Source organism: Pseudomonas rhizophila, from assembly GCF_003033885.1.
GTDB classification, from domain to species: domain Bacteria; phylum Pseudomonadota; class Gammaproteobacteria; order Pseudomonadales; family Pseudomonadaceae; genus Aquipseudomonas; species Aquipseudomonas rhizophila.
Genome location: NZ_CP024081.1, coordinates 1,778,535 through 1,805,154 on the forward strand (window position 1 = coordinate 1,778,535; position 26,620 = coordinate 1,805,154).

General features: G+C 60.4%; 16 protein-coding genes and 1 pseudogene. 12 read left to right on the plus strand and 5 right to left on the minus strand.

The features are described from left to right. Positions 1-246: 246 nt before the first annotated feature. From CRX69_RS08345 to CRX69_RS28200, 4 genes are all read left to right on the plus strand, one after another. The gene (locus CRX69_RS08345; protein ID WP_107321864.1) at positions 247-2,457 is read left to right on the plus strand and encodes a DUF1631 domain-containing protein; all 2,211 of its coding nucleotides are present in this window, start codon (positions 247-249) and stop codon (positions 2,455-2,457) included. A 64-nt stretch (positions 2,458-2,521) separates the two neighbouring features. Then, a complete protein-coding gene (gene ampD, locus CRX69_RS08350; RefSeq protein WP_047229048.1) occupies positions 2,522-3,082 on the plus strand; it encodes a 1,6-anhydro-N-acetylmuramyl-L-alanine amidase AmpD in 561 nt (186 codons plus the stop codon). Continuing rightward, on the plus strand, positions 3,079-3,915 hold the full coding sequence (ampE, locus tag CRX69_RS08355) for a regulatory signaling modulator protein AmpE (protein ID WP_047229047.1): 837 nt from the start codon (positions 3,079-3,081) through the stop codon (positions 3,913-3,915). Before ampD ends, ampE begins: the two co-directional genes overlap by 4 nt. A gap of 1,599 nt (positions 3,916-5,514) precedes the next feature. After that, the gene (locus CRX69_RS28200) at positions 5,515-6,219 is read left to right on the plus strand and encodes a methyl-accepting chemotaxis protein (RefSeq protein WP_420821204.1); all 705 of its coding nucleotides are present in this window, start codon (positions 5,515-5,517) and stop codon (positions 6,217-6,219) included. A 58-nt stretch (positions 6,220-6,277) separates the two neighbouring features. Here the strand turns inward: CRX69_RS28200 and CRX69_RS08365 are convergent, their stop codons facing one another. Next, complete coding sequence (locus CRX69_RS08365; protein WP_047229045.1) at positions 6,278-7,054, minus strand: TatD family hydrolase; 777 nt, start codon at positions 7,052-7,054, stop codon at positions 6,278-6,280. Positions 7,055-7,074: 20 nt separating this feature from the next. After that, entirely contained in the window at positions 7,075-8,070 is a 996-nt protein-coding gene (gene cra, locus CRX69_RS08370; protein ID WP_047229044.1) for a catabolite repressor/activator, read from the minus strand. A 289-nt stretch (positions 8,071-8,359) separates the two neighbouring features. Here cra and ptsP point away from each other — a divergent pair, with 289 nt between their 5' ends. The 4 genes from ptsP to CRX69_RS08390 all read left to right on the plus strand — a co-directional run bounded on the left by ptsP (position 8,360) and on the right by CRX69_RS08390 (position 15,664). Further along, entirely contained in the window at positions 8,360-11,224 is a 2,865-nt protein-coding gene (ptsP, locus tag CRX69_RS08375) for a phosphoenolpyruvate--protein phosphotransferase (protein WP_047229043.1), read from the plus strand. Further along, positions 11,224-12,165, plus strand: coding sequence for a 1-phosphofructokinase (pfkB, locus tag CRX69_RS08380; protein ID WP_047229042.1), 942 nt, complete (start codon positions 11,224-11,226; stop codon positions 12,163-12,165). The genes ptsP and pfkB overlap by 1 nt, the downstream gene beginning before the upstream one ends. 14 nt (positions 12,166-12,179) lie before the next feature. After that, positions 12,180-13,922: a PTS fructose-like transporter subunit IIB gene (locus CRX69_RS08385; RefSeq protein ID WP_107321866.1), complete on the plus strand. Its 1,743-nt coding sequence runs from the start codon at positions 12,180-12,182 to the stop codon at positions 13,920-13,922. A gap of 200 nt (positions 13,923-14,122) precedes the next feature. Next, complete coding sequence (locus CRX69_RS08390; protein WP_107321867.1) at positions 14,123-15,664, plus strand: alkaline phosphatase D family protein; 1,542 nt, start codon at positions 14,123-14,125, stop codon at positions 15,662-15,664. 139 nt (positions 15,665-15,803) lie between these two features. Here the strand turns inward: CRX69_RS08390 and CRX69_RS08395 are convergent, their stop codons facing one another. Next, positions 15,804-18,329: a PepSY domain-containing protein gene (locus tag CRX69_RS08395; protein ID WP_107321868.1), complete on the minus strand. Its 2,526-nt coding sequence runs from the start codon at positions 18,327-18,329 to the stop codon at positions 15,804-15,806. Between the two features lie 191 nt (positions 18,330-18,520). Continuing rightward, a complete protein-coding gene (locus CRX69_RS08400) occupies positions 18,521-19,684 on the minus strand; it encodes a type III PLP-dependent enzyme (RefSeq protein WP_047229038.1) in 1,164 nt (387 codons plus the stop codon). 629 nt (positions 19,685-20,313) lie between these two features. On the opposite strand from CRX69_RS08400, the gene CRX69_RS08405 reads away from it, so the two are divergent. Both CRX69_RS08405 and CRX69_RS08410 read left to right on the plus strand, forming a co-directional pair. Then, entirely contained in the window at positions 20,314-21,759 is a 1,446-nt protein-coding gene (locus CRX69_RS08405) for a DUF2599 domain-containing protein (RefSeq protein WP_107321869.1), read from the plus strand. 50 nt (positions 21,760-21,809) lie between these two features. Further along, positions 21,810-23,381, plus strand: a complete 1,572-nt coding sequence (locus tag CRX69_RS08410; protein ID WP_076383539.1) for a hypothetical protein — start codon at positions 21,810-21,812, stop codon at positions 23,379-23,381. A gap of 3 nt (positions 23,382-23,384) precedes the next feature. On the opposite strand, the pseudogene CRX69_RS08415 reads toward CRX69_RS08410, so the two are convergent. After that, a pseudogene (locus tag CRX69_RS08415) lies at positions 23,385-23,575 on the minus strand (glycine/betaine ABC transporter ATP-binding protein); the annotation flags it as partial. Between the two features lie 176 nt (positions 23,576-23,751). On the opposite strand from CRX69_RS08415, the gene CRX69_RS08420 reads away from it, so the two are divergent. After that, the gene (locus CRX69_RS08420; RefSeq protein WP_047229035.1) at positions 23,752-24,660 is read left to right on the plus strand and encodes a hypothetical protein; all 909 of its coding nucleotides are present in this window, start codon (positions 23,752-23,754) and stop codon (positions 24,658-24,660) included. 165 nt (positions 24,661-24,825) lie between these two features. After that, positions 24,826-26,409 (plus strand): peptide chain release factor 3, encoded by a 1,584-nt coding sequence (locus CRX69_RS08425; protein WP_047229034.1) that lies wholly within the window; start codon positions 24,826-24,828, stop codon positions 26,407-26,409. Positions 26,410-26,620: the final 211 nt, after the last annotated feature.

The following is a 26,620-nucleotide window of genomic DNA, read 5'->3' on the forward strand; positions in this document are numbered from 1 at the left end:
GCTTGTCTCACAAACAATGTTCCTTATGGGGGACGGCGCCGGACGTCTGCGCCAGGCATCGAAACCTGCATTTGGTCGCATCCTCGCAACATTTCCCCGATTGTCCGGTCACTTATTGCGGAGTATTTCGACCTGGGTCACAGAGTCTGCTGGCATGACCGGGTTCTTTTACCAGATAATCCGCCTTTCGATTGACGTCATGGCTTTGACGTTTCGAGCGCAAGAGCACCCTTTCAGGAGACCAGGATGCACAACGACGGGAATGTAGTGCCCTTGCACAAGGTTTCTACCGATCAGGCGAACCGTTCGCCGCTCGCCCGCCTGCCTGTGATTCTGCTTCAGGTGCGCGACAAGGCCGCCCAGCAGTTGCGCCTTGGTTTGCAGGGGCTGTTCGACAATGCCGACGACACGCTGTTTGAAATGGCCGATCGGGCGCGCAACGATGTCGATCAGAACCTGTTCTTCGAAGCCATGCGGGACTTGCGCCTCAAGCGCAAAAGCATTGAGCGCGAATTTATCGAGCAGTTTTTCGAAGCCTTTGTCAGCCTCGCCCAATACGATCCGACCCAAGCCACCTTGGCGCCGGCGCACGCCTCCGGCCCTCAGGTTCAGCGCACGCATGATGACCTGGAGCGCCATCTGGCGGTGGAGGCCATGGTCACCCGTGTGCTCAGTCGCGATAGCGTGGCTCTTGAGCAACTGACTGCACGGCTCAGCGTCTTGCTCACCAGGCCGCTGGCAAACCAGCAGAACCCTTTGAGCCCAGCGCTGCTGTGTGAAAACTTTCTACAGGCCGGTCGCAACCTGGGGGTGGAGATCAAGGTCAAGCTGATCTTGCTCAAATTGTTCGAGCGCTATGTGCTCAGCGAGTGCGATCAACTGTATACCGAGGCCAACCAGTTGCTGGCCGCTACGGGCATCCTGCCGGATCTCAAGATTTCACCCTCGCGACGAGCGTCGGATCGCGCCGATGAGGCCCCGCGTACCAAGACTGAAAGTGCCGGCCCCAAGGCCGCCGAAGTCGATGACAGCGTGCAGGAAGTATTTGCTGCGTTGCAGAAACTATTGATGCAGGTGCGTGGCAGCGTGGCCCCGACTCTGGAGGCCAGCGCACCGGCTCAACCGATCTCGACCCGTGATTTGCTGCGCCTGCTCTCCCATTTGCAGCAGTACGTGCCGGCGCCTGCCATAGAGGATGAGTTCGACCTGCGCAGCCAACTCGAACAGCTGCTGACCCGGGTCAGCGTCAGAAGCGGCAAGTCGCGGGTGGTCGACGACGCCGATGAAGACGTGATCAACCTGATCTCGATGATGTTTGAATTCATCCTCGACGACGATAACCTGCCGGACTCCTTCAAGGCGTTGATCGGCCGTCTGCAGATTCCGATGCTCAAGGTTGCGGTGCAGGACAAGAGCTTTTTCAGTCGGGGCAATCATCCGGCCCGACGGCTGCTCAATGAAATCGCCGCTGCTGCCACCGGCTGGGGCGATTGCGACGACCATCAGCGCGACAGCCTCTATCTGCGCATCGAACAGGTGGTGCAGCGGTTGTTGAATGACTTTGTCGATGACCCGGCGATCTTCTCTGAATTGCTGGCCGATTTCCTGGCCTTCACCAGCGATGAAAGACGTCGCAGCGAATTGCTCGAACAGCGTATTCGTGACGCCGAAGAAGGTCGGGCCAAGGCCGAACTGGCGCGCCTGCGCGTCGAAGGCGTGCTGAACCAGGTCATGCTGGGCAAAGTGTTGCCGCAAGCGGTGGTGGAGTTCGTGCAGCACGCCTGGAGCCAGGTGTTATTGCTGACCTGCTTCAAGCACGGCAAATATTCAGCCGAGTGGCAGGCCGACGTTTTGACGCTGGAAGAACTGATCTGGAGCGTCCAGCATCACGAAGAACCGGATGCCGGCCTGCGCTTGCTGACGATAGTGCCGCAGCTGCTCAAAGCCTTGCGTGAAGGCCTGAGCCGTTCGGCGTTCGACCCGTTTGCCACCAGCGAGTTTTTCAGCGAGCTGGAAACCCTCCACGTGCTGGCCCTCGAACGCATGGGACAGGCAACGGAACAAACCCAGTCGTTCAATTCGCCGGTCATGGTCCAGGTCTCGGAGAAAATTGTCCTGCGCACCGCTCAAAAGGCCCCGGAAGACAGTGCGGCGGTGCACTTGCCGGCCGATGATGTGGGCCTGCTTCAGGTCGATCAGTTGCGATTGGGAAGCTGGGTTGAGTTCCAGGAGGACGATGACAACAGCCTGCGTTGCAAACTGGCGGCGATCATCGAGGCCACCGGCAAATATGTCTTCGTCAACCGCACGGGCCTCAAAGTGCTGGAGCACAGCCGCACCAGCCTGGCCCTGGAATTTCGCCGAGGGACGGCGCGTCTGTTGGACGACACCTTGCTGTTCGACCGGGCGCTGGAATCGGTGCTGGGCAATCTGCGTCAGCTCAATCGCGGCAAGTGATCGCACAGCCAGGGCCGATCGCGGCATACTGGCGGCATTCACTGACGTCATCGAAGGAACCTGTATGCAGTTGGACCCCGCCAGTGGTTGGTGCGATGGCGTGCGGCATTGCCCATCACCCAACTTCAATGCGCGCCCCGAAGGCGAAATTTCACTGCTGGTGATCCACAACATCAGCCTGCCGCCGGCACAGTTTTCCACGGGCAAGGTGCAGGAGTTTTTCCAGAATCGTCTGGATGTCACGCAACACCCCTATTTTGCCGGTATCGCCGATCTGCGCGTGTCTGCGCATTTTCTGATCGAGCGTGACGGCGCGATTACCCAGTTTGTCTCCTGTCTGGATCGTGCCTGGCACGCGGGCGTTTCGTGTTTCGAAGGGCGGGAGACGTGTAACGATTTTTCCCTGGGCATCGAGCTGGAAGGCACCGACGATCTGCCCTTCACTGACGCGCAATATGCCGCATTGGTCTGCCTGACCCGGCAGTTGCAGGCGGCGTTCAAGGCGATCACGCTGCAGCGCATCTGCGGGCACAGCGACATCGCCCCGGGTCGCAAGACCGATCCGGGACCGGCATTCGACTGGGCGCGCTATCGCGCTGCCTTGATAGAAGGGGAAGGGCAATGAGTTTTCTGGTGCTGCTGCTGGCGATCTGGATCGAGAAATTCTCGGCGTTGCGCCATCGGATCCAGCGTGACGGCGGTTGGCTGCGCGAACTGAACAAACTCGAGACGAACCCACGCTGGGTCAACCGGCCCTGGCTGGTGCTGGTTGTGCTGGTCCTGCTGCCCGTGGCGCTACTGGCCTTGTTACTGTGGGTATTGGAGCCGGTGGCCTATGGTCTGCTGGCACTACCGGTGCATCTGCTGGTGGTGATTTACAGCCTCGGTCGAGGGGATCTGCTCGCTGACCTGGGGCCGTTTCGTGACGCCTGGCGACGGGAAGACCTGCAAGCGGCCGACCATGTGGCCAAGCGCGACCTGAATATCGAGGCCGATAGCGGCGAGCAGTTGCTGGAGCGGGTCCAGGGGCACCTGCTGTGGCAGGCCTATCAGAGTTTTTTCGCGGTGATTTTCTGGTATTTCCTGCTGGGGCCGGTCGCGGCGCTGAGCTATCGCCTGCTGGCGCTGGCCGCCGAGCACAGTCAGAACCCCGGCGTGGCCGAGCGGGCGACGCAGTTGCGCCATGCCTTCGATTGGGTGCCGGTGCGGTTGCTGACCGCGAGCTTCGCCCTGGTGGGCAACTTCGTGGCAGTCAGCCGGGTCATGCTGCATGAGTTGCTGAACTGGAACATCAGCGCAGCAGACCTGATCGGCAAGGTCGGGCTGGTGGCCGGCGAGATTCCCGACCCTGTCGCGGGCCCGGACGGCATCAACAGCCTGGATCGGCTGTGGGAGCTGTTGTTGCGTGCGGCGGTGCTCTGGTATGCCGGGTTTGCACTGTGGACAGTGCTGGCTTAGGCAAACGCACGCTCTGTGGCGAGGGGATTTATCCCCGCTGGGATGCGCAGCAGCCCCATTGATTGCGGGCTTTAAGATAGCTAGGGGCCGCTTCGCGCCCCAGCGGGGATAAATCCCCTCGCCACAAGAACCGTGCCACGGCTCGTCGTTAACCTTAAGTTACAAATCTTCCCGCCGATTTAGGCTATACAGGGACAGCGCCCAAATAGTGGCTATCTGCTGTCTCTGTGCGCCTGCCCATAAAAACAAGAAATACAACCGGGAGACTTCCTTGTGAAGAGTTTGCTCTGGCCCGCCGTCGCGCTGATGAACCGCCTGAGCTTCGGCATGAAGTTCAGCCTGATCAGCGTGTTGTTCCTGCTGCCGATGCTGGTGACCAATTTCTTTTTGGTGCGCGATTCCTATCGCGAATTCCAGGGCACGCAAGTGGAGCTGCAAAGCCTCGATCTGCTGGGCAACAGCCTGACCCTGCGGCGCGACCTGGAAACCCTGAACAATCTGGTGCAGATCAATGCCAGCCTCGGTCAGTCCGGCAAGGCCGGGGACGTGGAAGCGAAGATCGGCACCCTTGAAAAGCAGGTGCTGGCGCGGTTGCAGAGCTTGAAAGCCATGGCCGTCGATCCTGAACAGGTCAGCGCCTTCGATGCCAAGCGCGACGAAATGATTGCCGCTTTCAAGGCCCAGCAGGCCGAGCGCTCCCTGCAAAGCAAAAGCGCACTGATTGGCAAGCTGCTCAACAGCGCGCAGATGTTCAGTCAAATCATCGCCAGCCAGGCTGGCCTGAGCCGCGACAACCAGGGCGACATCCGCCAACTGAGCGAATTGATCATCAGCGTGACCCCCAACGTGACCCAAACCCTCGGTGAAGGCCGTGCGCTGGGCGCTGCGTCCCTGGGCCTGGGCTTTCTCAATTCGGCGTCGAGCACCCGGTTCGACGAGTTGCTGGGGCAAATCGAAAAGCTGCAGGGTGAATATGACCTCAAGCTTCAGGACGCCCTGGGTTCCAGCCAGGCGGCCGAGCAGGCGCTTGCCAGTCAGGCCGAAGGCAGCAAGGCAACCTTGAAGAAAGCCGGTGAGCTGATCGAAGATCAGGTGGTGATGGCTGACACGCTGGATGCTCCATGGCTGCCGTTTTACGAGCAGGTCAGCAGTCTGATGGAGCAAACCTACCGACTGAACGACGTAACCCTGGGTTTTCTGGATGTTCAGTTGCAGCATCGCCTGGAGCAGAACCGCAGCCACATGGTGCTGCAAGCCGTTGCGCTGGTCGCCGTATTTCTGCTGATCTTTTACCTGTACGCCGGCTTCTACGCCTCGACCCGTACCACACTCAAACATCTCGGCGAGATGATGGACAAGGTCGCAGCGGGCGACATGACGGTCAACTTCGTGGCGCGCAGCAAGGATGAGTTGGGGGAGTTGGGTGAAGTGTTCAATGGCACGGTGGCGAAGATCCATGACCTGATCGAACAGGTCGGCCGGACCGTTGCCGAGGTCGAGCGCCAGGCCGGGCAGGTGGAGGCGGTGTCGGCCCAGAGCAACCAGGCCGTGTCCGGGCAGCGCAGCCAGATCGAACTGGTCGCCACGGCGATGAACCAGATGTCGGCCACCGCCCAGGAAGTGGCTCGTAGCGCCGCCGCGGCGGTCAGTAGCGCCCACAGCGTGAACGACGAAACCCTCAGCGGGCGCGGGCTGGTGGAGTCGCAACAGAGCAGCATCGTGCGCTTGGCCAGCGAGATCGATCAGTCGGTGCAGGTGATCAATCAACTGGCGACTGACAGCCAGGCCATCAGTCGTGTGCTGGACGTGATCAAGAGCATTGCCGAACAGACCAACCTGCTGGCGCTCAACGCCGCGATCGAAGCCGCACGAGCCGGAGAGCAGGGGCGCGGTTTCGCGGTGGTGGCTGACGAAGTGCGGACCCTGGCCAAGCGCACCCAGCAATCGACCGAAGAAATCGAAGAAATGATCACCCGCTTGCACGGCGGCGTGGGCGCTGCCGTCAAAGCCATGGGCATCAGTCATGAGATGGCCAGTGGCACGGTGGGGCAGTCGGAAAAGGTCCAGCAGGCGCTGGAAAATATCCTCGGCGCCGTCGGCATGATCGTCGACCAGAACCAGCAGATCGCTGCAGCGGTGGAGCAGCAGACGGCCGTGGCCCATGACATCGACCAGAACATCGTCGAGATCAATCGCGCCGGTGAACGCACCGCCGAAGGCGCGCACCAGACCGAAGACGCCAGCCGTGAGTTGTCCGCCCAGGTGGTGCAGCTCAAGCAGTTGATCAATGCGTTTCGGGTGTAGTTAAAGGATGGTGCTCACCACCGATCCAATGTGGGAGCAAGCCCGCTCCCACAGGGGGTCACCAATTGAACAATTGGCGGGCGTTGGCCGTGCTGGCCTCTGCCAGCTGCTCAGGGCTGATCGCCATGATCCCAGCCAGTGCTTCACAAATGGCCGGTAAATGCGCCGGGCTGTTGCGTTGGCCGGGGAACATCGCCGGGGCCATGTCCGGCGAATCGGTTTCCAGCACCACCGCGTCCAGCGGCAGTTTTGCCAGTACCCGATGCATGCGCAGGGCCTGAGGCCAAGTGGCGGCGCCACCAAGGCCGAGCTTGAAGCCGAGCTTGATGTACTCGCGAGCCTCCTCAAAACTGCCGGCGAAGGCGTGGATAATCCCCCCGCGCTTGAGGTCAATGCGCTTGAGGGTGGCGATCACGGCGGCGTGGCTGCGGCGCACGTGGATCAGCGCCGGCAATTGGAATTCCGCCGCCAGTTGCAGTTGCGCCTCGAACAATGCCTGCTGGCGCTCCCGATCCAGGGTTTGGATGAAGTAGTCCAGACCGATTTCCCCCACCGCACACAACTGCCGATGCCCAGCCAGGCGGATCAGCCATTGGCGCAATTGCCCCAGATCATCGGGGCGATGCTGGTCGAGATACACTGGATGCAGGCCCAGCGCGGCGTGCAGGTCCGGGTCGCTTTGCACCAGATCCCACACCCGTTGCCAGTTATCCCGATACACCCCCAGCACCACCATCTGCCGCACGCCCAAGGCGCGGCTTTCGGCCAGCAGCGCCGGGCGATCCGCATCGAAGTCGGGGAAATCCAGATGGGTGTGGGTATCGATCAGTTCCATGCTTCAATCCTGAAGAATGCTCAGCCCTGATGAATGCGCTGCTTGAACGTGCGTGGGATGGCCTGCACACCGGGTTGGTAATCATCGTTTTCGATGGCGGCCAGGGCCAGCGCCAGGGCTTTGTCGGCGATCAGTTGGTGCTGCTGGGACATGGCGTTGACCGGCAGCGGCAGGAAGTCCAGCAGTTGCGTATCACCAAAGGTGCCCAACCGTAGTGGGCGCGACTTGAGCGGGAAGTCGTGCAGGGCGTCGAACACCCCTTGCAGCAGCACATAGGAGGTGGTGATCAACGCATCAGGCAGGTGCCCCAGTCGCGCGAGCAATTCGTCCATCAACTGGCGACCGCATTCACGGCTGAACGACTCGCCGTGCTCGATCAGCACCTGGCCTTCGAACCCGGCCAGGGCTTCGTTGAACCCGGCGGTGCGTTCCTGGCTGATGCTCAATTCGGGCCGGGCGCTGATCAGCGCGATCTGGCGGGGATTGGTTTCCAGCAGGCTACGGGTCAGTTGCAGGCTGGCCTGGCGGTCATCGCTGATCACCGAGCAGAAGTGCGCAGGCTCCATCACCCGGTCGATGGCGATGATCGGGATACCCTTGGCCTGTAACTGGCGATAACTGTCGTCCCCGGCAGGCAGGCAACTGGCGACAATCAGCGCATCGCAACGTCGGGCGCGGAACAGTTGCAACAGTTGCCGTTCGCTCTCGGGCGCATCGTCGGAGCTGGCGATCAGCAATTGATAGCCCCGCGCTCGGGCACCCTGTTCCAGCAGTTTGGCGATGCGGGCGTAACTGGGGTTTTCCAGGTCCGGCAGGATGAAACCCAGCGTGCGCGTATGCCGGCTGCGCAACCCGGCAGCCTGGGGGTTGGGCGTGAAGCCATGCTCCTCGACCACGGCGCGTACACGTTCGACGGTGGCGCTGCTGATGCGTTGCTGTTCGGCCTTGCCATTGATGACATAGCTGGCGGTGGTCACGGACACACCGGCCAACTGGGCGATATCACTGAGTTTCAACCCGGTTTTCCTTGTTTTTTCGAGTTTGCCCCGACAATGAGGGGCATCCTACCCGATTCAGGACGACGGTTACTGTCGCGACAGCGGCGACAAGTTGCACTTCAAGGATGAGAGATTATCGAGTAACGTGCCAATCTTTCTAGATTAAACGTTTCAGCAGGCGTATTTTCAAGGTTAGCAGGATTTTTTGGCCCGTCTGCCGCGATAGCGCCAAATGCCGTCCTGTAACGCTAAGCTGATTCATTCAAAACAATACCTGGCGCCAACCCGACGCCAAAAAGGAGAAAGCATGCTCGAGCTCACTCTAGAGCAGATATCCATGGCCCAGACGGCTGTGGATAAAGACGCCGCGCTGCAATTGCTCGCTGACAAACTGGTGGCCGATGGCCTTGTAGCCGAGGGTTACCTGGCCGGCTTGCAGGCTCGCGAGGCCCAGGGCTCGACCTTTCTTGGCCAAGGTATTGCCATCCCCCACGGCACCCCGCAAACCCGCGATCTTGTGTACTCCACCGGTGTGCGTCTGTTGCAGTTCCCCGACGGTGTGGACTGGGGTGACGGTCAGATCGTTTACCTGGCGATCGGTATCGCGGCCAAGTCCGACGAACACTTGCGTCTTTTGCAACTGCTGACCCGCGCCCTCGGCGAGACCGACCTGGGCCAGGCCCTGCGCCGCGCAGGTTCGGCCGAAGCGCTGTTGAAGCTGCTGCAAGGCGCGCCACAGGAACTGGCCTTGGATGCGCAGATGATCGGCCTCGGCGTGTCGGCCGACGATTTCGAAGAGCTGGTCTGGCGCGGTGCCCGTCTGCTGCGCCAGGCCGACTGTGTGAGCAACGGCTTTGCTGGAGTGTTGCAGCAGGTCGAGGCGCTGCCATTGGGCGATGGCCTGTGGTGGCTGCACAGCGAACAGACGGTCAAGCGTCCGGGCCTGGCCTTCGTCACGCCGGACAAGCCCATCCGTTACCTCGGTCAGCCCTTGAGCGGTCTGTTCTGTCTCGCCAGCCTCGGCGAGGCTCACCAGGCTTTGCTCGAAAGGCTCTGCGCGTTGTTGATCGAAGGCCGCGGCCATGAACTGGGTCGCGCCACCAGCAGCCGCAAGGTGCTGGAAGTGTTGGGCGGCGAACTGCCCGCCGATTGGCCCAGCGCCCGCATCGGTCTGGCCAATGCCCATGGTTTGCACGCGCGTCCGGCGAAGATCCTCGCGCAACTGGCGAAAAGCTTCGAAGGCGAGATCCGCGTGCGCATCGTCGACGGCCAGGACAGCGCCGTGTCGGTCAAGAGCCTGAGCAAATTGCTGAGCCTGGGCGCTCGTCGCGGCCAGGTCCTGGAGTTCATCGCCGAACCGAGCATCGCCGCTGACGCCTTGCCGGCGCTGCTGGCCGCCATCGAAGAGGGCCTTGGCGAAGAAGTCGAGCCGCTGCCGCCACCGAGTGCGCCACAGCAAACCACCATGGCCGAGGTTGCTGCCGTCGTGCTGGCGCCCGAATCCGGCAGCTTGATCCAGGCCGTTGCCGCCGCTCCGGGCATTGCCATCGGCCCGGCCCACATCCAGGTGTTGCAGGCCTTCGAGTATCCATTGCGCGGCGAATCAGCGGCCATCGAGCGTGAGCGCCTGCAAAACGCCTTGAACCAAGTGCGCCGCGACATCGAAGGTCTGGTCGAACGCGCCAAGGCCAAGGCCATCCGCGAAATCTTTATCACCCATCAGGAGATGCTCGACGACCCGGCGCTGACCGATGAGGTCGACACTCGATTGAAGCTGGGCGAGAGCGCGCAAGCGGCGTGGATGGGCGTGATCGAAGCGGCTGCCAAAGAACAGGAAGCGCTGCAGGACGCACTGCTCGCCGAACGTGCCGCCGACCTGCGGGACGTCGGTCGGCGTGTGCTGGCGCAGTTGTGCGGCGTCGAAACCCCGAGCGAACCCGAGCAACCTTACATTCTGGTGATGGACGAGGTTGGCCCATCCGACGTCGCCCGTCTGGACCCCGCCCGCGTAGCGGGGATTCTCACCGCGCGCGGCGGCGCCACCGCCCACAGTGCCATTGTCGCCCGAGCCCTGGGGATCCCGGCGCTGGTGGGGGCCGGTGCGGCGGTGTTGCTGCTGGCGCCGGGCACTTCACTGTTGTTGGACGGCCAGCGCGGTCGCCTGCACGTGGACCCCGACGCGCCCACGCTGCAACGGGCCACCGAAGAGCGCGACACCCGCGAGCAACGTCTCAAGGTCGCTGCCGAACAACGTCATCAACCGGCGCTGACCCGTGACGGTCATGCCGTGGAAGTGTTCGCCAACATCGGCGAGAGCGCCGGGGTCACCAGTGCGGTGGAGCAGGGCGCCGAAGGCATTGGCCTGTTGCGCACCGAACTGATTTTCATGGCTCATACCCAGGCTCCCGATGAAGCGACTCAGGAAGCCGAATACCGCAAGGTGCTCGATGGCCTGGCCGGGCGACCGCTGGTGGTGCGTACCCTCGATGTGGGCGGCGACAAACCGCTGCCGTACTGGCCGATCGCGAAAGAGGAAAACCCGTTTCTCGGCGTGCGAGGCATTCGCCTGACCTTGCAACGTCCGCAGGTCATGGAAGCGCAATTGCGCGCCTTGTTGCGTTCTGCCGACAACCGTCCGTTGCGGATCATGTTCCCGATGGTGGGCAGCGTCGATGAGTGGCGTCAGGCCCGGGACATGACCGAGCGCCTGCGCCTGGAGATCCCGGTGGCGGACCTGCAACTGGGGATCATGATCGAGGTGCCGTCCGCGGCATTGCTGGCGCCGGTGCTGGCCAAGGAAGTCGACTTCTTCAGTGTCGGCACCAACGACCTGACGCAATACACCCTGGCCATTGACCGCGGTCACCCAACCCTTTCGGCTCAGGCTGACGGCCTGCACCCGGCGGTGCTGCAACTGATCGACATCACCGTGCGTGCCGCCCATGCGCATGGCAAGTGGGTCGGCGTGTGCGGTGAGCTGGCGGCCGACCCTTTGGCGGTGCCGGTGCTGGTGGGCCTGGGCGTAGACGAGCTGAGTGTTTCGGCACGCAGCATTGCCGAGGTCAAGGCGCGGGTACGCGAAGTGAGCCTGGCGCAGGTAAAAATCCTCGCCCAAGAGGCCTTGGCCGTGGGCAGCGCCAATGACGTGCGCGCATTAGTGGAGGCGCTGTAATGGCCAAGATCCTTACCCTGACCCTCAACCCGGCGCTCGACCTCACGGTGGAACTGGCGCGCCTGGAACCCGGTCAGGTCAACCGCAGCGATGCCATGCACAGCCACGCCGCCGGCAAGGGCGTGAACGTGGCCCAGGTGCTGGCTGACCTCGGCCACACTGTGACCGTCAGTGGCTTTCTCGGTGAAGACAACGCCCAGGCATTCGAAACGCTGTTCGCCCAGCGCGGTTTTGTCGACGCCTTTATTCGCGTCCCAGGGGAGACCCGCAGCAACATCAAGCTGGCCGAGCAGGACGGACGCATCACCGACCTCAACGGTCCAGGCCCGGTGGTTGATGACGCCGCGCAGCAAGCGTTGCTTGAGCGACTGGAACACATCGCCCCGGGCCACGATGCCGTGGTAGTGGCGGGCAGCCTGCCCCGGGGCGTCAGCCCGCAATGGTTGCAGGCGCTGATCATTCGCTTGAAGGCACTGGGCTTGAACGTGGCCCTCGACACCAGCGGCGAAGCCTTGCGCGTCGCCCTCGCGGCGGGGCCGTGGCTGATCAAGCCAAACACCGAGGAACTGGCCGATGCGCTGGGTTGCGACGTGGTGAGCGAATTTGCCCAGGCGGAAGCGGCGCAACGATTGCACGCCCAAGGCATCGAGCATGTGGTGATTTCCCACGGCGCCGACGGCGTGAACTGGTTCAGTGTCGGTTCGGCGCTGCATGCCTCGCCGCCCAGCGTCACTGTCGCCAGCACCGTGGGGGCCGGCGATTCGCTGCTGGCCGGCATGCTGCATGGCCTGCTCAGCGCCGATACGCCGCAACAGACCCTGCGCACCGCCACGGCCATCGCCGCCATGGCCGTGACGCAGATCGGTTTTGGCATCCATGACACCGCGTTGCTGGCGTCGCTTGAACAGGGCGTGCGCGTGCGCCCCCTGACCGAACAATAAGAGGGTTCGCAAGAATGAAATTAGCCATTGTGACGGCCTGCCCGAACGGCATGGTCACCAGTGTGTTGTGCGCCCGCCTGCTGGACGCGGCAGCCCAGCGCCAGGGTTGGAGCACCAGCGTGGAAGTCCATGACGCGGCCCATCCGGAGCGCCAATTATCGGCGGCGACCCTGGAAGCGGCCGAGTGGGTGTTGCTGGTAGCCAGCGGCCCGGTGGATATGTCGCGGTTCGTCGGCAAACGTCTGTTCCGCAGCACCCCGGCCCAGGCCCTGCAGGATGTCGATTCGGTGCTGCGTCGCGGCGCCGAAGAGGCCAAGGTTTTTGTCGAGTCGGATGTGCTGGAAGAGGCACCTGCGGTTTCGGCTGAGCGGGCTCCTCGTCTGGTCGCCATCACTGCTTGCCCAACCGGCGTGGCCCATACCTTCATGGCCGCCGAGGCGTTGCAGCAGGCAGCGAAGAAGCTCGGTTACGACTTGCAAGTGGAAACCCAGGGCTCGGTGGGCGCCCGCAATCCGTTGAGCCCCGAGGCCATCGCCGAGGCCGACGTGGTGTTGCTGGCCACCGACATCGAAGTCGCCACCGAGCGTTTTGCCGGCAAGAAAATCTATCGCTGCGGCACCGGCATTGCCTTGAAGCAGGCCGAAGCCACCCTGAACAAGGCGCTTGCCGAAGGCCGCCAGGAAAGCGCGTCGGGCGGTGCCAGTGCTGCGGCAAAAACGGAGAAGACCGGTGTCTATAAGCACCTGCTGACCGGCGTGTCGTTCATGTTGCCGATGGTGGTGGCCGGTGGTCTGTTGATCGCCTTGTCGTTCGTGTTTGGCATTACCGCGTTCAAGGAGCCCGGCACGCTGGCGGCGGCGCTGATGCAGATCGGCGGTGACACCGCGTTCAAACTGATGGTGCCGTTGCTGGCCGGCTACATCGCCTATTCCATCGCCGACCGTCCCGGCCTGGCGCCCGGCATGATCGGCGGGATGCTCGCAAGCACCTTGGGCGCGGGGTTCATCGGCGGGATCATCGCCGGTTTCCTGGCCGGTTACGCGGCCAAGGCGATCAACCGCTACGCGCGCCTGCCCCAGAGCCTGGAAGCGCTCAAGCCGATCCTGATCATCCCGCTGCTGGCGAGCCTGTTTACCGGTCTGGTGATGATCTACATCGTCGGCAAACCGGTGGCGGGCATGCTGGATGGCCTGACCCATTTCCTCGACAGCATGGGCACCACCAACGCGATTCTGTTGGGTGTTTTGCTGGGGGCGATGATGTGTGTCGACCTTGGCGGGCCGATCAACAAGGCCGCCTATGCGTTTTCCGTGGGACTGCTGGCGTCGCAAAGTTATGCACCGATGGCGGCGGCCATGGCCGCTGGCATGGTGCCGCCGATTGGCCTGGGCATCGCAACCTTTATCGCCCGTCGCAAGTTTGCCCAGACCGAACGCGAGGCCGGTAAAGCGGCGCTGGTGCTGGGGCTGTGCTTCATCTCCGAAGGGGCGATTCCGTTCGCCGCCAAGGACCCGTTGCGGGTGATCCCGGCCAGCATCGCCGGCGGCGCACTGACCGGTGCGCTGTCGATGTACTTCGGCTGCAAACTGATGGCGCCTCACGGTGGGCTGTTCGTGATGCTGATCCCCAATGCCATCAACCATGCGTTGTTGTATTTGCTGGCGATCGTGGCGGGGAGCCTGCTGACGGCGGTGTCCTATGCGCTGCTCAAGCGGCCGGAAGTGGTGGAGATGGCGTTGGAGCCGGCCAAGGCCTGATCACTTTAGTTTGAACAATGAAAATTCCCTGTGGGAGCGAGCCTGCTCGCGATAGCGGTGTATCAGTCGACAATGGGTTGCCTGATACTCTGCAATCGCGAGCAGGCTCGCTCCCACAGTGGTTTTGGGGTGTTCACAAGATCCCTGTCACGCCTGATTAACACTGCCATGCTTAAGTTTCCCCATTTGGGGGAAACACCATGAGCGAATTTGACCTAGGCCGTCGCCGTGTGATGCAAGCCGTGGGGGCGGGGTTGTTGTTGCCGGGGCTGGCGCCGGCGGTGATTGCCTCAGTCAAGGATCGCCCGGTGCTCACCGATGGCGTGCAGTCTGGCGATTTGCAGGGCGACCGGGCGATGATCTGGAGCCGCTGCGACCGCCCGGCCCGGATGGTGGTGGAATGGGACACCCGCAGCCAGTTGCCCAACCCGCGGCGTTTTGTCTCGCCACTGGTTGACAGCCGCAGCGATTTTACCGCTCGGGTCGAGCTCACCGGGCTGCCGCCTGACCAGGCAATTTTCTACCGCGTGCATTTTGAAGACGCCCAGACCGGTGTCGCCAGTGAGCCCTGGCTCGGTCACCTGCGCAGCGTGCCGCAGTTCAAGCGCAACATCCGGTTTGTCTGGAGCGGCGACACCGTCGGCCAGGGCTTCGGGATCAACCTGGATATTGGCGGCATGCGCATCTACGAAGCCATGCGTTTGCGCCTGCCGGATTTTTTTATCCACAGCGGCGACACCATCTACGCGGACGGTCCGGTGCCGGCGCAGATCACCACCGAAGGCGGGCGCATCTGGCGCAACCTCACCACTGAAGCCAAGAGCAAGGTCGCCGAGACTCTGGACGAGTATCGTGGCAACTACCGCTACAACCTGATGGACGAGAACGTGCGCCGCTTCAACGCCGAAGTGCCGCAGATCTGGCAATGGGACGATCATGAGGTGGTCAACAACTGGTCGCCGGGCAAGCAACTGGATGAACGTTACCAGACCAAGGATATCCACAGTCTTGTTGGCCGTGCGCGGCAGGCCTGGCTGGAATACGCCCCCATGCGCTTGCAGAAGGCCGACGGCGGCGGGCGGATCTACCGCAAGCTCGCTTACGGGCCGATGCTGGATGTGTTCGTGCTGGACATGCGCAGCTACCGCGAAGCCAACGACGCCAACCTCGGCGGGGCCAAACCCTTTCTCGGTCGCGAGCAGTTGGACTGGCTCAAGGGCGAATTGAAGCAGTCCCGTGCCCAGTGGAAAGTCATTGCTGCCGACATGCCCATCGGCCTGGGTGTGCCCGACGGCGAAGTCAGCCCCGGCGTGTCGCGTTGGGAAGCGGTCGCCAACGGTGATCCGGGGCCGGCCCAGGGCCGTGAGCTGGAGATCGCCGAGTTGCTCGGCTACCTGCGCAAGCATCAGGTGCGCAACTACGTCTGGCTCACCGCTGACGTGCACTATTGCGCCGCCCACCATTACCACCCGGAACAGGCCGCGTTCCAGGATTTCGAACCCTTCTGGGAGTTTGTCGCCGGGCCGTTGAACGCCGGCAGCTTCGGGCCCAATCCTCTGGACAAGACGTTCGGTCCCGAAGTGGTGTTCCAGAAAGCCCCCCCGGCGCAGAACACGTCGCCGTTTGCCGGATACCAGTTCTTTGGCGAGGTGAACATCGACGGCCAGAGCGGGGAGATGAGCGTGGTGTTGCGGGATCTGGAGGGCGTGGCAGTGTTCGAGAAGAAGTTGCAGCCGGTCTGAGTTTCAAGTACGCCACCAATCAATGTGGGAGCGAGCCTGCTCGCGATGCGCTGTGTCAGTCGACAAAAGTGCCGTCTGATACTCCGCTATCGCGAGCAGGCTCGCTCCCACAGAGGGCAGTGTTTTAGCGGGTGGCTTGTCAGTAGACATCCCGCCTGTACCGGCCCTGTTCGATCAAGCGCTCCACTGCCGCGGCGCCGAGCACGTCGTTGAGCACCTGATCCACGCCCGACGCCATGCCCTGCAAGCTGCCGCAGACATAGATCGCCGCACCGTCGGCCAGCCATTGCTTGAGCAGGGCCGAGGATTCGCGCAGGCGGTCCTGGACGTAGATTTTCTGTTCCTGATCCCGAGAAAACGCCAGGTCCAGGCGTTCCAGATCGCCGGAGGTCACCCATTCCTGTAACTCATCACGGCAGTGGAAATCATGCTCGCGCTGGCGCTCGCCGAACAGCAGCCAGTTGCGCTGCATGCCCTCGGCCACCCGCGCCTTGAGCAGGCTGCGCAGGCCGGCCAGACCGGTGCCGTTGCCCAGCAATATCATGGGCACGCCCTGAGGCGGCAGATGGAAGCCGCTATTGCGGCGTACCCGCAGGCTGATGGCACTGCCCAGCGGCGCATGCTCGGTGAGCCAACCGGAACCGATACCCAGGTTGCCATCGGCGTGACGTTCCTGGCGCACAATCAGCTCCAGCAGGCCATCGGCGGCAATCGAAGCGATGGAATATTCGCGCAGTGCCAGTGGCGCCAGGGCATCCACCAGGGCCTGGGCATGCATGCCCACCAGATGGGCGCGATTTTCCGGCAGTTGGCGGTTGGCCAGGGCCTGATCGAGGCGCTGGGGCAAGCCATCGACCTGCACGCGAGCAACGCCGGCGATGCCCAGGCCCTCCAGGAAATGGTCGATGGCCGACAGGTCATTGCGCGGCAGGATTTCCACCAGGTCACCGGCCAGCCAACTGCTCGGGCCGGGCGCGGTGAGGCCCAACAGATACACGCCAGAGCCGCTGCTCTCGGGGTTGAGCAAGGTGCGCTGGTGCAGTGTCCAGTTCTCGAAACTGGGCGCCTGCCAAGTGTCCAGCGGAGCCTGGCCGGTCAGTTCGGCCAATTGCTGTTGCCAGTGACGCAAGGCGTAAGGGTCGCCACTGTCGACTTCCACCGGAGCGAACAGAGTCTTGCCGCCGTGCTCCGACAGCCAGGTGTGCAGGCGTCGGGCGAAGCCGCAGAAGTTTTCGTATTGCCGATCGCCCAGGCCCAGCACCGAATACTGCAGGCGCTCCAGGCTCATGGCCCGACCCAACACGTTACGCTCGAAACCCCGGGCGCTGTCCGGTCCTTCGCCGTCGCCAAAGGTGCTGACGACGAACAAGGCGTGGCTGCAATTGCTCAGCTCCTGCTCGCTGACACCGGCCAGCGGCTGGACCTTCACCGGCAAACCGGCCGCCTGGAGCTGGCCGGCGGTCTGCCAGGCCAGTTGCTCGGCGAAACCGCTCTGGCTGGCGAACCCGATCAGCCAGGCGGGCGCATCGCTGCGGTTGGCACCCAGCTCCTGGCGGGCATTCTTGATTTGGCGCTTCTTGCGGCGACGGTCCAGGTACAGCAACCAGCCGGTGATGAAGAACAGCGGCATGGTCAGCGCGGCGACCGTCACCAGGATCCGCCCGATCAGGCCGAAATAGCTGCCGATATGCAAGGCGTAGACGCTGGTCAGCAACTGCGCCTTGAGGCTCTTATCGCTGTAGCGGCTGTGACCACTGATGACACCGGTGGCCGGGTCGAGGATGAGCTGGTTCAGCGCCCGGTCATGAGGCGAGTTTTTCAGCAGGTAGAACACCGTTGCCGGTTGCCCGGCCACCGGCGGCATGCGCACGTTGTAGGCGATCAGGCCAGGGCCCGCGGCGCTGTAGATGCTGCTCCACATGGCCCGATAGTCGGCCACCGGCGGCGGGCCGCTCGGCGCTGGGCCGCGGTTGCGCACCCGTTCTTCTTCGGGGGAATCGGAGAGCAGGTGAGTCACGCCTTTGTTGTACCAATCGTAGGACCAGGTCAGGCCGGTCAGGGCCGCCAGCAGATAGAACGCCAGGCACCAGGTGCCCGCCACCGAGTGCAGGTCCCAGTTGAAGCTGCGGCCTTTTTTCGCCCAGTCGAGGGTTAGCCAGGCACGCCAGCTTTTCCATTGGCGTGGCCAGCGCAGGTACAGCCCGGACAGGCAGAAAAACACCAGGATCAGCGTGCAGGCACCGGTAATCTGTCGACCTACATCCTCCAAGGCCAGGACGCGATGCAGCCTGAGTATCAGAGCGAAGAGATCCTGGCCCACCACATCGCCCATGAATTGTGCGTTGTACGGGTTGAAATAGCGCATGGGCCCGCGCTTTTCCCCAGGCGGGGCGGCGAAAATTGCCCGTGCGGCGTGGCCGCTCTCGGTCTCGACCCAAAGCATGGCGACGGTTTTACCGGAAGCGGCCTCGATCTGTTGCACCAGCTCGGCAGGCGGCAGGACGCCTTCCGGTTGTTTCGGGACCATCAACACCTGGGGGTTCAACGCCCGCAGGATTTCGTCCTGAAACGACACCGCGGCACCGGTAATGCCCATAAACGCCAGGACCAGCCCGGCGCTGATGCCGAAAAACCAGTGCAACTGGAACAGGGTTTTCTTAAACACGTCACTCGCCTTTCAGTCATTGCTGTTCATCATGGCGCGCATGTTATCGAGAACCATTCATAAACACACATAAAAGCCACATGATTCAGACAAGCCTGAAGTCAATAGCATTGCGCTGATGGGCGCGTTTTGCGCTATTGCAAAAAAGCCCGTGACACAGTCACGGGCTTTCGGGTCCAGCGACCAGCGAATTACACGTAGAACGACTTCAGCGGCGGGAAGCCATTGAATTCCACCGCGCTGTAGCTGGTGGTGTAGGCACCGGTCGACAGCCAGTACAGACGGTCACCGATGGCCAGGTTCAGCGGCAAACCGTACTTGTAGTTTTCGTACATGATGTCGGCGCTGTCGCAAGTAGGGCCGGCGATGACCACTTCTTCCATCTCGCCTTTCTTCTCGGTCCAGATCGGGAACTTGATGGCTTCGTCCATGGTTTCGATCAGGCCGGAGAACTTGCCCACGTCCGTGTACACCCAGCGCTCGACGGCGGTACGGGATTTACGGGCCACCAGCACCACTTCGCTGACCAGGATGCCGGCGTTGGCGATCAGCGAACGGCCCGGCTCCAGGATGATCTCCGGCAGTTCGTCGCCGAAGTCTTCCTTGAGGAAACGGATGATTTCCTCTGCGTAGGTTTCCAGGCTGTTGGTGCGGGTGATGTAGTTGGCCGGGAAGCCACCGCCCATGTTGATCAGCTTCAACACGATGCCGTCTTCTTCTTTCAAGCGCTCGAAGATCACTTTGACCTTGGCGATGGCCGCGTCCCAGACGCTGATGTCACGCTGTTGCGAACCGACGTGGAAGGAAATGCCGTACGGCACCAGGCCCAGGTCGCGGGCCAGGATCAGCAGGTCCATGGCCATGTCGGTCTGGCAGCCGAACTTGCGCGACAGCGGCCAGTCAGCGGTGGTCGAGCCTTCGGTAAGAATGCGCACGTAGACTTTCGAGCCTGGCGCGGCCTTGGCGATGTTGCGCAGGTCGGCTTCGGAGTCGGTGGCATACAGGCGCACGCCCTTCTCGTAGAAGTAGCGGATGTCCCGGGATTTCTTGATGGTGTTGCCGTAGCTGATCTGATCCGGGCCTACGCCACGGCTCATGACTTTATCCAGCTCATAGATCGAAGCGATGTCGAAGTTCGAGCCTTTATCCTTGAGCAGGTCGATGATTTCCACTGCCGGGTTGGCCTTGACGGCGTAATAGACCTTGGCGAATTCGAAACCTGCGCGCAGGTCATCGTAGGCCTGGGAGATCATCGCGGTGTCGATCACCACGAACGGGGTTTCCTGCTTGTCGGCGAACGCCTTCATTTTCTGAAAGGTCTCGCGCGCGAAATAATCTTCGACCTGGATCGACATACTTGGGACTCCTACTGGCAAACATCAGGATCAATGGGTGTAAGGGCAAGCAGCCCTCGTGAACGTCCTCCGTATCCCCACTTTGGTTCGCCTACTTCCCAAGGCATGTCGCCGAAAGCAAAAAGGCCACGGGATGCTTGATTCCCTTGGCCTTGCTGTCTCGTCGTCAGTACTTGAGCCGGATGGATCGTTTCCAGCATGGACGTTCGGCGCGAACTTTAGGGCGTGAGGGGCCTGAGATCAACAAAAAATGTCGCGTTTTTGCACTCATTCGTCGTGCGGCCCGCGACAGCTCCTGATGTAACCGACCTGTGTGACAGTCAGATGTTCCTCGGCAATGCGACACAGGCCTCCAGGCTGGCCATTTGCACATGGCAGCTTGGAAGGGTGTTTCATGGCAGATCATTTGTTGACTGATTGGCGGCCGGTTATGAGGAAATCGTTTAAACAGATCTAAAAAACTGTAAGTGTCGACAGTGGGCGCGACGAAGCGATCATCGAATACTCAAGACTCCAGTTGTACTCGCCGCTGAATAAAACCGGTGTTGGGTTTATGCCGGGAACGCAGGTTATTAGGCGAGATTGCATAACTGATTGAGCTGAGCGATGAAAAGCTCTAGGAGAGAGTCATGCGCAAGCGTCGGGTCATACGGATATTAAACATTTCTTTGTTTCTCGGTTTTGTATCGGGCTCCAGCCTGTTGCAGGCAAGCCCTGGCACCGATACGGCCAAATTGATGGAGTACTGGTATCGATTGACCGCACGGGATTGTGGAAGTGGCAGGTTGGCGTCTGATTGCTCTGGGTTGATACTTCGAGGGATCGCCAGTAAACAAAGTTATTTGCCGTGGGATCCCAGCCCGTTATCGCATAGCCTGGAAGCGGGAGGCACCGGTATAGCGGCCGGAGGTACATCGGTTTCATATTTAAGAAAAGATGTGGAGTTCAATGGTCTTGGCATGCTCAGGTTCAATGGTTTTGCCTTGGTGCCCAATGATTTTGTGAATGAAAAGACGCAATTCAAAATCAAAGTGTTGTGTGCCTTTCCTATTGATTCCTGGACGAATTATCGAAACAACAGCGGCTGCGGCGATTATCAGGAGAATGGGAACTCCCTCGGCGTTGTCGAGGACTATTGCCAGAAGCTGGGCATCAGCAATGCCAAGGCGTGGATGGAGCACTATGACCGTCAAACCCGAGACCCTGAAGCCACGAAAGCGCACAAGTTTCAATGCGGCTTTGATACCACGAGAGACTACTTCGGTACCTATAACAAGGCTGATGCATTCAATACGTTTGTCGAAGCACGAAAAATTTTGGCCAATGATCCTGAGGAAAAGGACGATGCGATCCATACCCAGTCGGAGCTGCGAATTGAAACCTGGCCGGATAATAAATACTGGAAAAGGGACTGGGGCAGTCAGGAACGGGTGAAGTTTGATGCGCCTGTCGCCAGTGACAGCGACTCAGCAAAAGCCACGTACCTGGAGCTCCCTATCGCTGCTTTTATTTATGAGAGTGGTATTGATTACATTGACAGAACTACAAAGACTTTTACGTCTCGTGAGTTTGCTCGAGATGATCAGCGCCGATGGGTAGAGCAAGGCAATACGTGGAAGCCGATCATAAAAATACAATTTCCGAACTCGATCGCTGAGGACGCGAAATTTGCTTACTACCCCGCCGATCAGCATGTTCAAGCCCCGGTGGATAGTCGTTCCTGCGATAACTACATAGAAAAGATCGAGTGGGATAACAATTATGTAGAACCCGTATTGGGAAAAATTTCATCGCTTAAGGTCACGCCCACGGCCTGCGGAAGAAAAGCCGGCGTAGGGAAAACCAATGTCGTGCTGGCCGAGCTGGCGATCAAGGCTGCTGCCCTTGATCCGAATCGCAAGGACTGGAATTTCGATAACATGGGCAGCAGCATGCGCCGTCAGTTGGCCTGCCATCTTGATTCCCCCGATATCGCCGAGAATAAACCTACGTGGAGCCTTGAGCCCGCTCGTCCCTATGTGGCCCACGATGTGATTATTAAATTGCCGGGTGATAACCGGTGTAATCCTCATTGAAAGGGTCAGATCAGCCTGCTGACCCGACCGGGATACTCAAGACGACGAACATGGCAACTCTCACGCTTAAAAAATCAACAAAGCTGCTGATTCTACTGGGCAGTCTTTGTGTTTCGCCGCTGTCCTTTAGCGAAGCGCTCGTGGCCACGAGCGTGCAATCAGGAGAAGCAACCGCAGCCGCCTTGACCCGCAACTACTACGACACCGCGGTCAACTGTGGCGCTGCCACGGCACCGGCTTTTTTATGCACGGGTGTCGTGGCACGCACAACCAACGCAGGAAACTTCGATCCTTGGGACCATAGCGAATTTTCCAGGACCAGCGGCGCGGTTTCATTTTCCTACCTGAGGGCCGACGCCAAGTTCGGTGGTGCGCCATGGGGCAACAACGAAGCGCGGCATGGCTATATTTTTTATCCCACCCTCCGGGCTCCGCAGGGAAAAATAAGGCCCTCGATCATCTGTTATTTTCCCTACGATGGCGCGACGATCTATCGCAGCAAACCGGGCGCCCGCGGTTGCCGTGACAGCATTACTCAGTTCGTCTATCCCCTGAGTAAACCCTGTAATGAACAGAATATTTTCACTGCCAGGGCCTGGCTGACCCATTTTCGAAGGGTCAGTTACGGAAATCCTGCCAGTTGCGCGTGGATGCTCAACGATGCGTTGAATGAGCAAGCCGTGGCTAACTTCAATGCGGGATTGCAAGTCAGAAAACTTGTTGAGCTTGAGGCAGGGGGTGCCGATTTCAATTTCAAGAATCACAACGAGCTTCGCATCGAAGCCTGGCCGGAAAAAAATCCGGCTGCGCTGCCCATCCAGGCGTTTTTCTGGATCACCGGCTCAAACGATCTGGAAGCCTCCCGAATCGACCAAAAAAAATATCATGAGCGCACCAACGGTCTTTTTATCCCCATCGTTCGCGTCACATTGCCTCCCAGCCCACAAGGTCATTTCAGTTTCCAATATGTGAGTGCGGACCAAGCGATCTCCCCGGTTATCCCGATGCCCGCTTTTGCTGCACCCACCATTCCCAAGGCTTACAGCACAGTCTCTGGCGACCGTCTGAACACTCAGGATATCTATAGGGATGAATACCTCATCGTGCAATTGCCCACCGAAGCAATTGCCGCCTCCGATATCTTGAGCGTTCGGTGGGGAGGCCGAGTGCCATACAGCAGTCCGCCGGTCGCATACGGCGAGCTTCCCGCGAACAAACAGGTGCTGATTCCCCGCACTGAGGTCGTCGATAGCATCGGGCTCACCGTACCGGTGAGCTACACCATCAAGAAAAGCGGTGCCGGTGAAACCCTGGAGTCTGGGGTGCGGTTTCTGACCATCGATCCCCAGGCGCTGGTGCTTCCGGCACCCAGTTATGCCTCGGGGACAGTCACAGTCAACTCTCCAGCTCCGTCGGGCTCGACCCTGCGCGTACGTGTCATAGGGGAAACCTTCCTTGATACGGCCCATCAGCTGGTTACGGCCGGTAAGCCCAACTCTTTCGTTCTTGACCCGACCTGGGTCTCGAAACACAAGGGAAAAACGGTGCTGATCAATTATTCGGTGTTTACCAAACTCAGCCCGCAGTGGTTGTTTTCCCAAGTGCTCCGGGTCCAGCTATAAACGTCAGGCCAACGCTGTCTCGGCTGGCGAAACAATACTGGTCTTACCCCACGGGACTTGCCGGAGCTTAGGTACTCGGCATCGATTCATTCGCTCAGGTACTGCGAGCAGGCGCCGTTCTGACGGTGCAAGTCGCGGCGTCGTACAAAACCCTGGGCCTTGTTCTGATTGCTCTCGCTGATCACTTCTTCTCTGGTGGATTAAGGAGGAACACTCGGTTTTTTATTTCAAATAAGTATTGAGCACTGTGAAAGTTGACAGGTGTTCGAAGGGGAGCGCTCTTGTAGCGTAGATAAAACTGTTAACGGAAAAAGCCTGAAAAAGACATAGCTTACTTAGAGCCTTGTCTGTTCATGTATGGGAGTCTGAAATGAAAAGACAATTTTGCATTGTGCTGTTTTTATTGTTGACGGCTGGCTGTGCAACACATGAATTGGATAGGAGCACTATTGATGAGCCGTCAGGACAGGCTGTTGGCGTCCAAGGCGCAGGTACCGGTCCAGAAATAGCGGCCTATCTCACGGAAGCCTATAACAACGTCTTGACCATGTGTCGCAACAACCCCTCGGCGCCGTCGTTTTTATGCACAGGGGTGACGCTACGGGCAACCCAACACTCCACGCAGTTTCATTTTTGGAATCCCAACCCAGCATCGACGGGCGTCTCTTTTTCCTGGCTGCGTAAAGACGCGAAGTTCAGCAAATTAGTATTTGGCTACAATAACGGCTTTATTCTTTATCCCGATTTTTTTAAACCGACAGGAAAGATCGCATTGGCGGTGCTGTGCTTCTTTCCAGTCGACGGCGCCACTGACCATCGACCTGACGAAGGTTGTGGTCAATATCCCAATCGCCCCAACAGCCGACCTTGCCAATCCCAAGGTATTACCACAGCCGCGCACTATATTGCCCATTTCAACGCTAACGCAGGTATGTACGGTGCATTGTGTGGCTTCGATGTTCGTGACGAGCTGGATGAACGAGGCGCCGTTGCGTTCACCGAGGGCGTGAAGGCCCAGGGGCAACTTCCAGCCTCCGCATTTGGTACGCAGAATGAATTTCGCGTGAGAAAGTGGGCTCAGAATATTGGTCAGACCCTTCCGATTGAGGCCGTTTTTTACATCAATGATACGGGTAAGGTTGGCGCTCAATATGATCAACGGGACTTTAAAACGCAGACCGGCATTTGGATCCCCATGATCAAGATTACGCTTCCCCAAACGGCCGCAAATGACGCGAGATTTGAGTTTATTCCCGCTGATCAGGCTATCTCATCCTGAACCTCTGGGGCTGGGCAGCGGTGATGAAGATGTCTGATTCTTGCGTTGGACGTGTGCCGTCGAGGGGGGGCGAGTCGTTAGGCTGCTCTTGCGCAGGTGGTCCATAGAGGGGGTTCTGGGCTATAATCGCCGCCCTTTTTTGAATCACCTGCCAGGCGATTTCCCATGACCAAACAGGCCGCCGAAGTCGCGAAACGCCGCACTTTCGCCATTATTTCCCACCCCGATGCCGGTAAGACCACCATCACCGAAAAGCTCTTGCTGATGGGCAAGGCGATTGCGGTGGCCGGCACGGTGAAATCTCGCAAGTCCGACCGCCATGCCACCTCCGACTGGATGGAAATGGAAAAACAGCGGGGTATTTCCATTACCACGTCGGTCATGCAGTTCCCGTATCGCGATCACATGATCAACCTGCTCGACACCCCGGGCCACGAAGACTTCTCCGAAGACACCTACCGCACCCTCACGGCGGTGGACTCGGCGCTGATGGTCCTCGACGGCGGTAAAGGCGTCGAGCCACGGACCATCGCCCTGATGGACGTCTGCCGTCTGCGGGACACGCCGATCGTCAGCTTCATCAACAAACTCGACCGTGACATCCGCGACCCGATCGAACTGCTCGACGAGATCGAAGCGGTCCTGAAGATCAAGGCCGCGCCGATCACCTGGCCGATCGGCTGCTATCGCGACTTCAAGGGCGTGTACCACCTGGCCGACGACTACATCATCGTCTACACCGCCGGGCATGGTCATGAACGCACCGAAACCAAAATCATCGAGAAGCTCGACTCCGACGAAGCCCGCGCCCACCTGGGCGACGAGTACGACCGTTTTGTCGAGCAACTGGAGCTGGTGCAAGGCGCCTGCCATGAGTTCGACCAGCAGGAATTCCTCGACGGCCAACTGACCCCGGTGTTCTTCGGTACGGCGTTGGGCAACTTCGGTGTCGACCATGTGCTCGACGCCGTGGTCGATTGGGCACCGCGCCCGCTGGCCCGCGTCGCCAACGAGCGCACCGTGGAGCCGGTGGAAGAGAAGTTCACCGGCTTCGTGTTCAAGATCCAGGCGAACATGGACCCCAAGCACCGCGACCGCATCGCCTTCATGCGCATCTGCTCGGGCAAATACGAAAAAGGCATGAAGATGCGCCATGTGCGCACCGGCAAGGACGTACGCATCGGTGACGCCCTGACGTTCTTCTCCTCGGAACGCGAGCAACTGGAAGAAGCCTTCGCCGGTGACATCATCGGCCTGCACAACCACGGCACCATCCAGATCGGCGACACCTTCACTGAGGGCGAAGCCCTGGGTTTCACCGGCATCCCGCACTTCGCCCCGGAACTGTTCCGCCGCGTGCGCCTGAAAGACCCGCTCAAGTCCAAGCAACTGCGCCAGGGCCTCCAGCAACTGGCCGAGGAAGGCGCCACCCAGGTGTTCTTCCCGACCCGCAGCAACGACATCATCCTCGGCGCTGTCGGTGTGCTGCAGTTCGACGTCGTCGCCAGCCGTTTGAAGGAGGAATACAAGGTCGAGTGCTCCTACGAGCCGATCACCGTGTACTCCGCTCGTTGGGTCGAATGTGGCGACAAGAAGAAATTCGAAGAGTTTTCCAACAAGGCCGTGGAAAACCTCGCCTTGGATGGCGGCGGTCACCTGACCTACCTGGCCCCGACCCGTGTCAACCTGGCGCTGATGGAAGAGCGCTGGCCGGATGTGAACTTCCGTGCGACGCGTGAGCATCACTAAGCGCTGAGCTTTACACCCAGAACCCCGCACCGAAAGCTGCGGGGTTTTTTATTTCCACTTAACGACTGGGCACCACCAACCCCCGGTGGGAGCGAGCCTGCTCGCGATGGCGCAGTGCCAGTCAATCTCAAAGCTGCTGACCCACCGCCATCGCGAGCAGGCTCGCTCCCACACTGGAACTTCAGCGGGCAAAAAAATTGTGTTCGGCCCA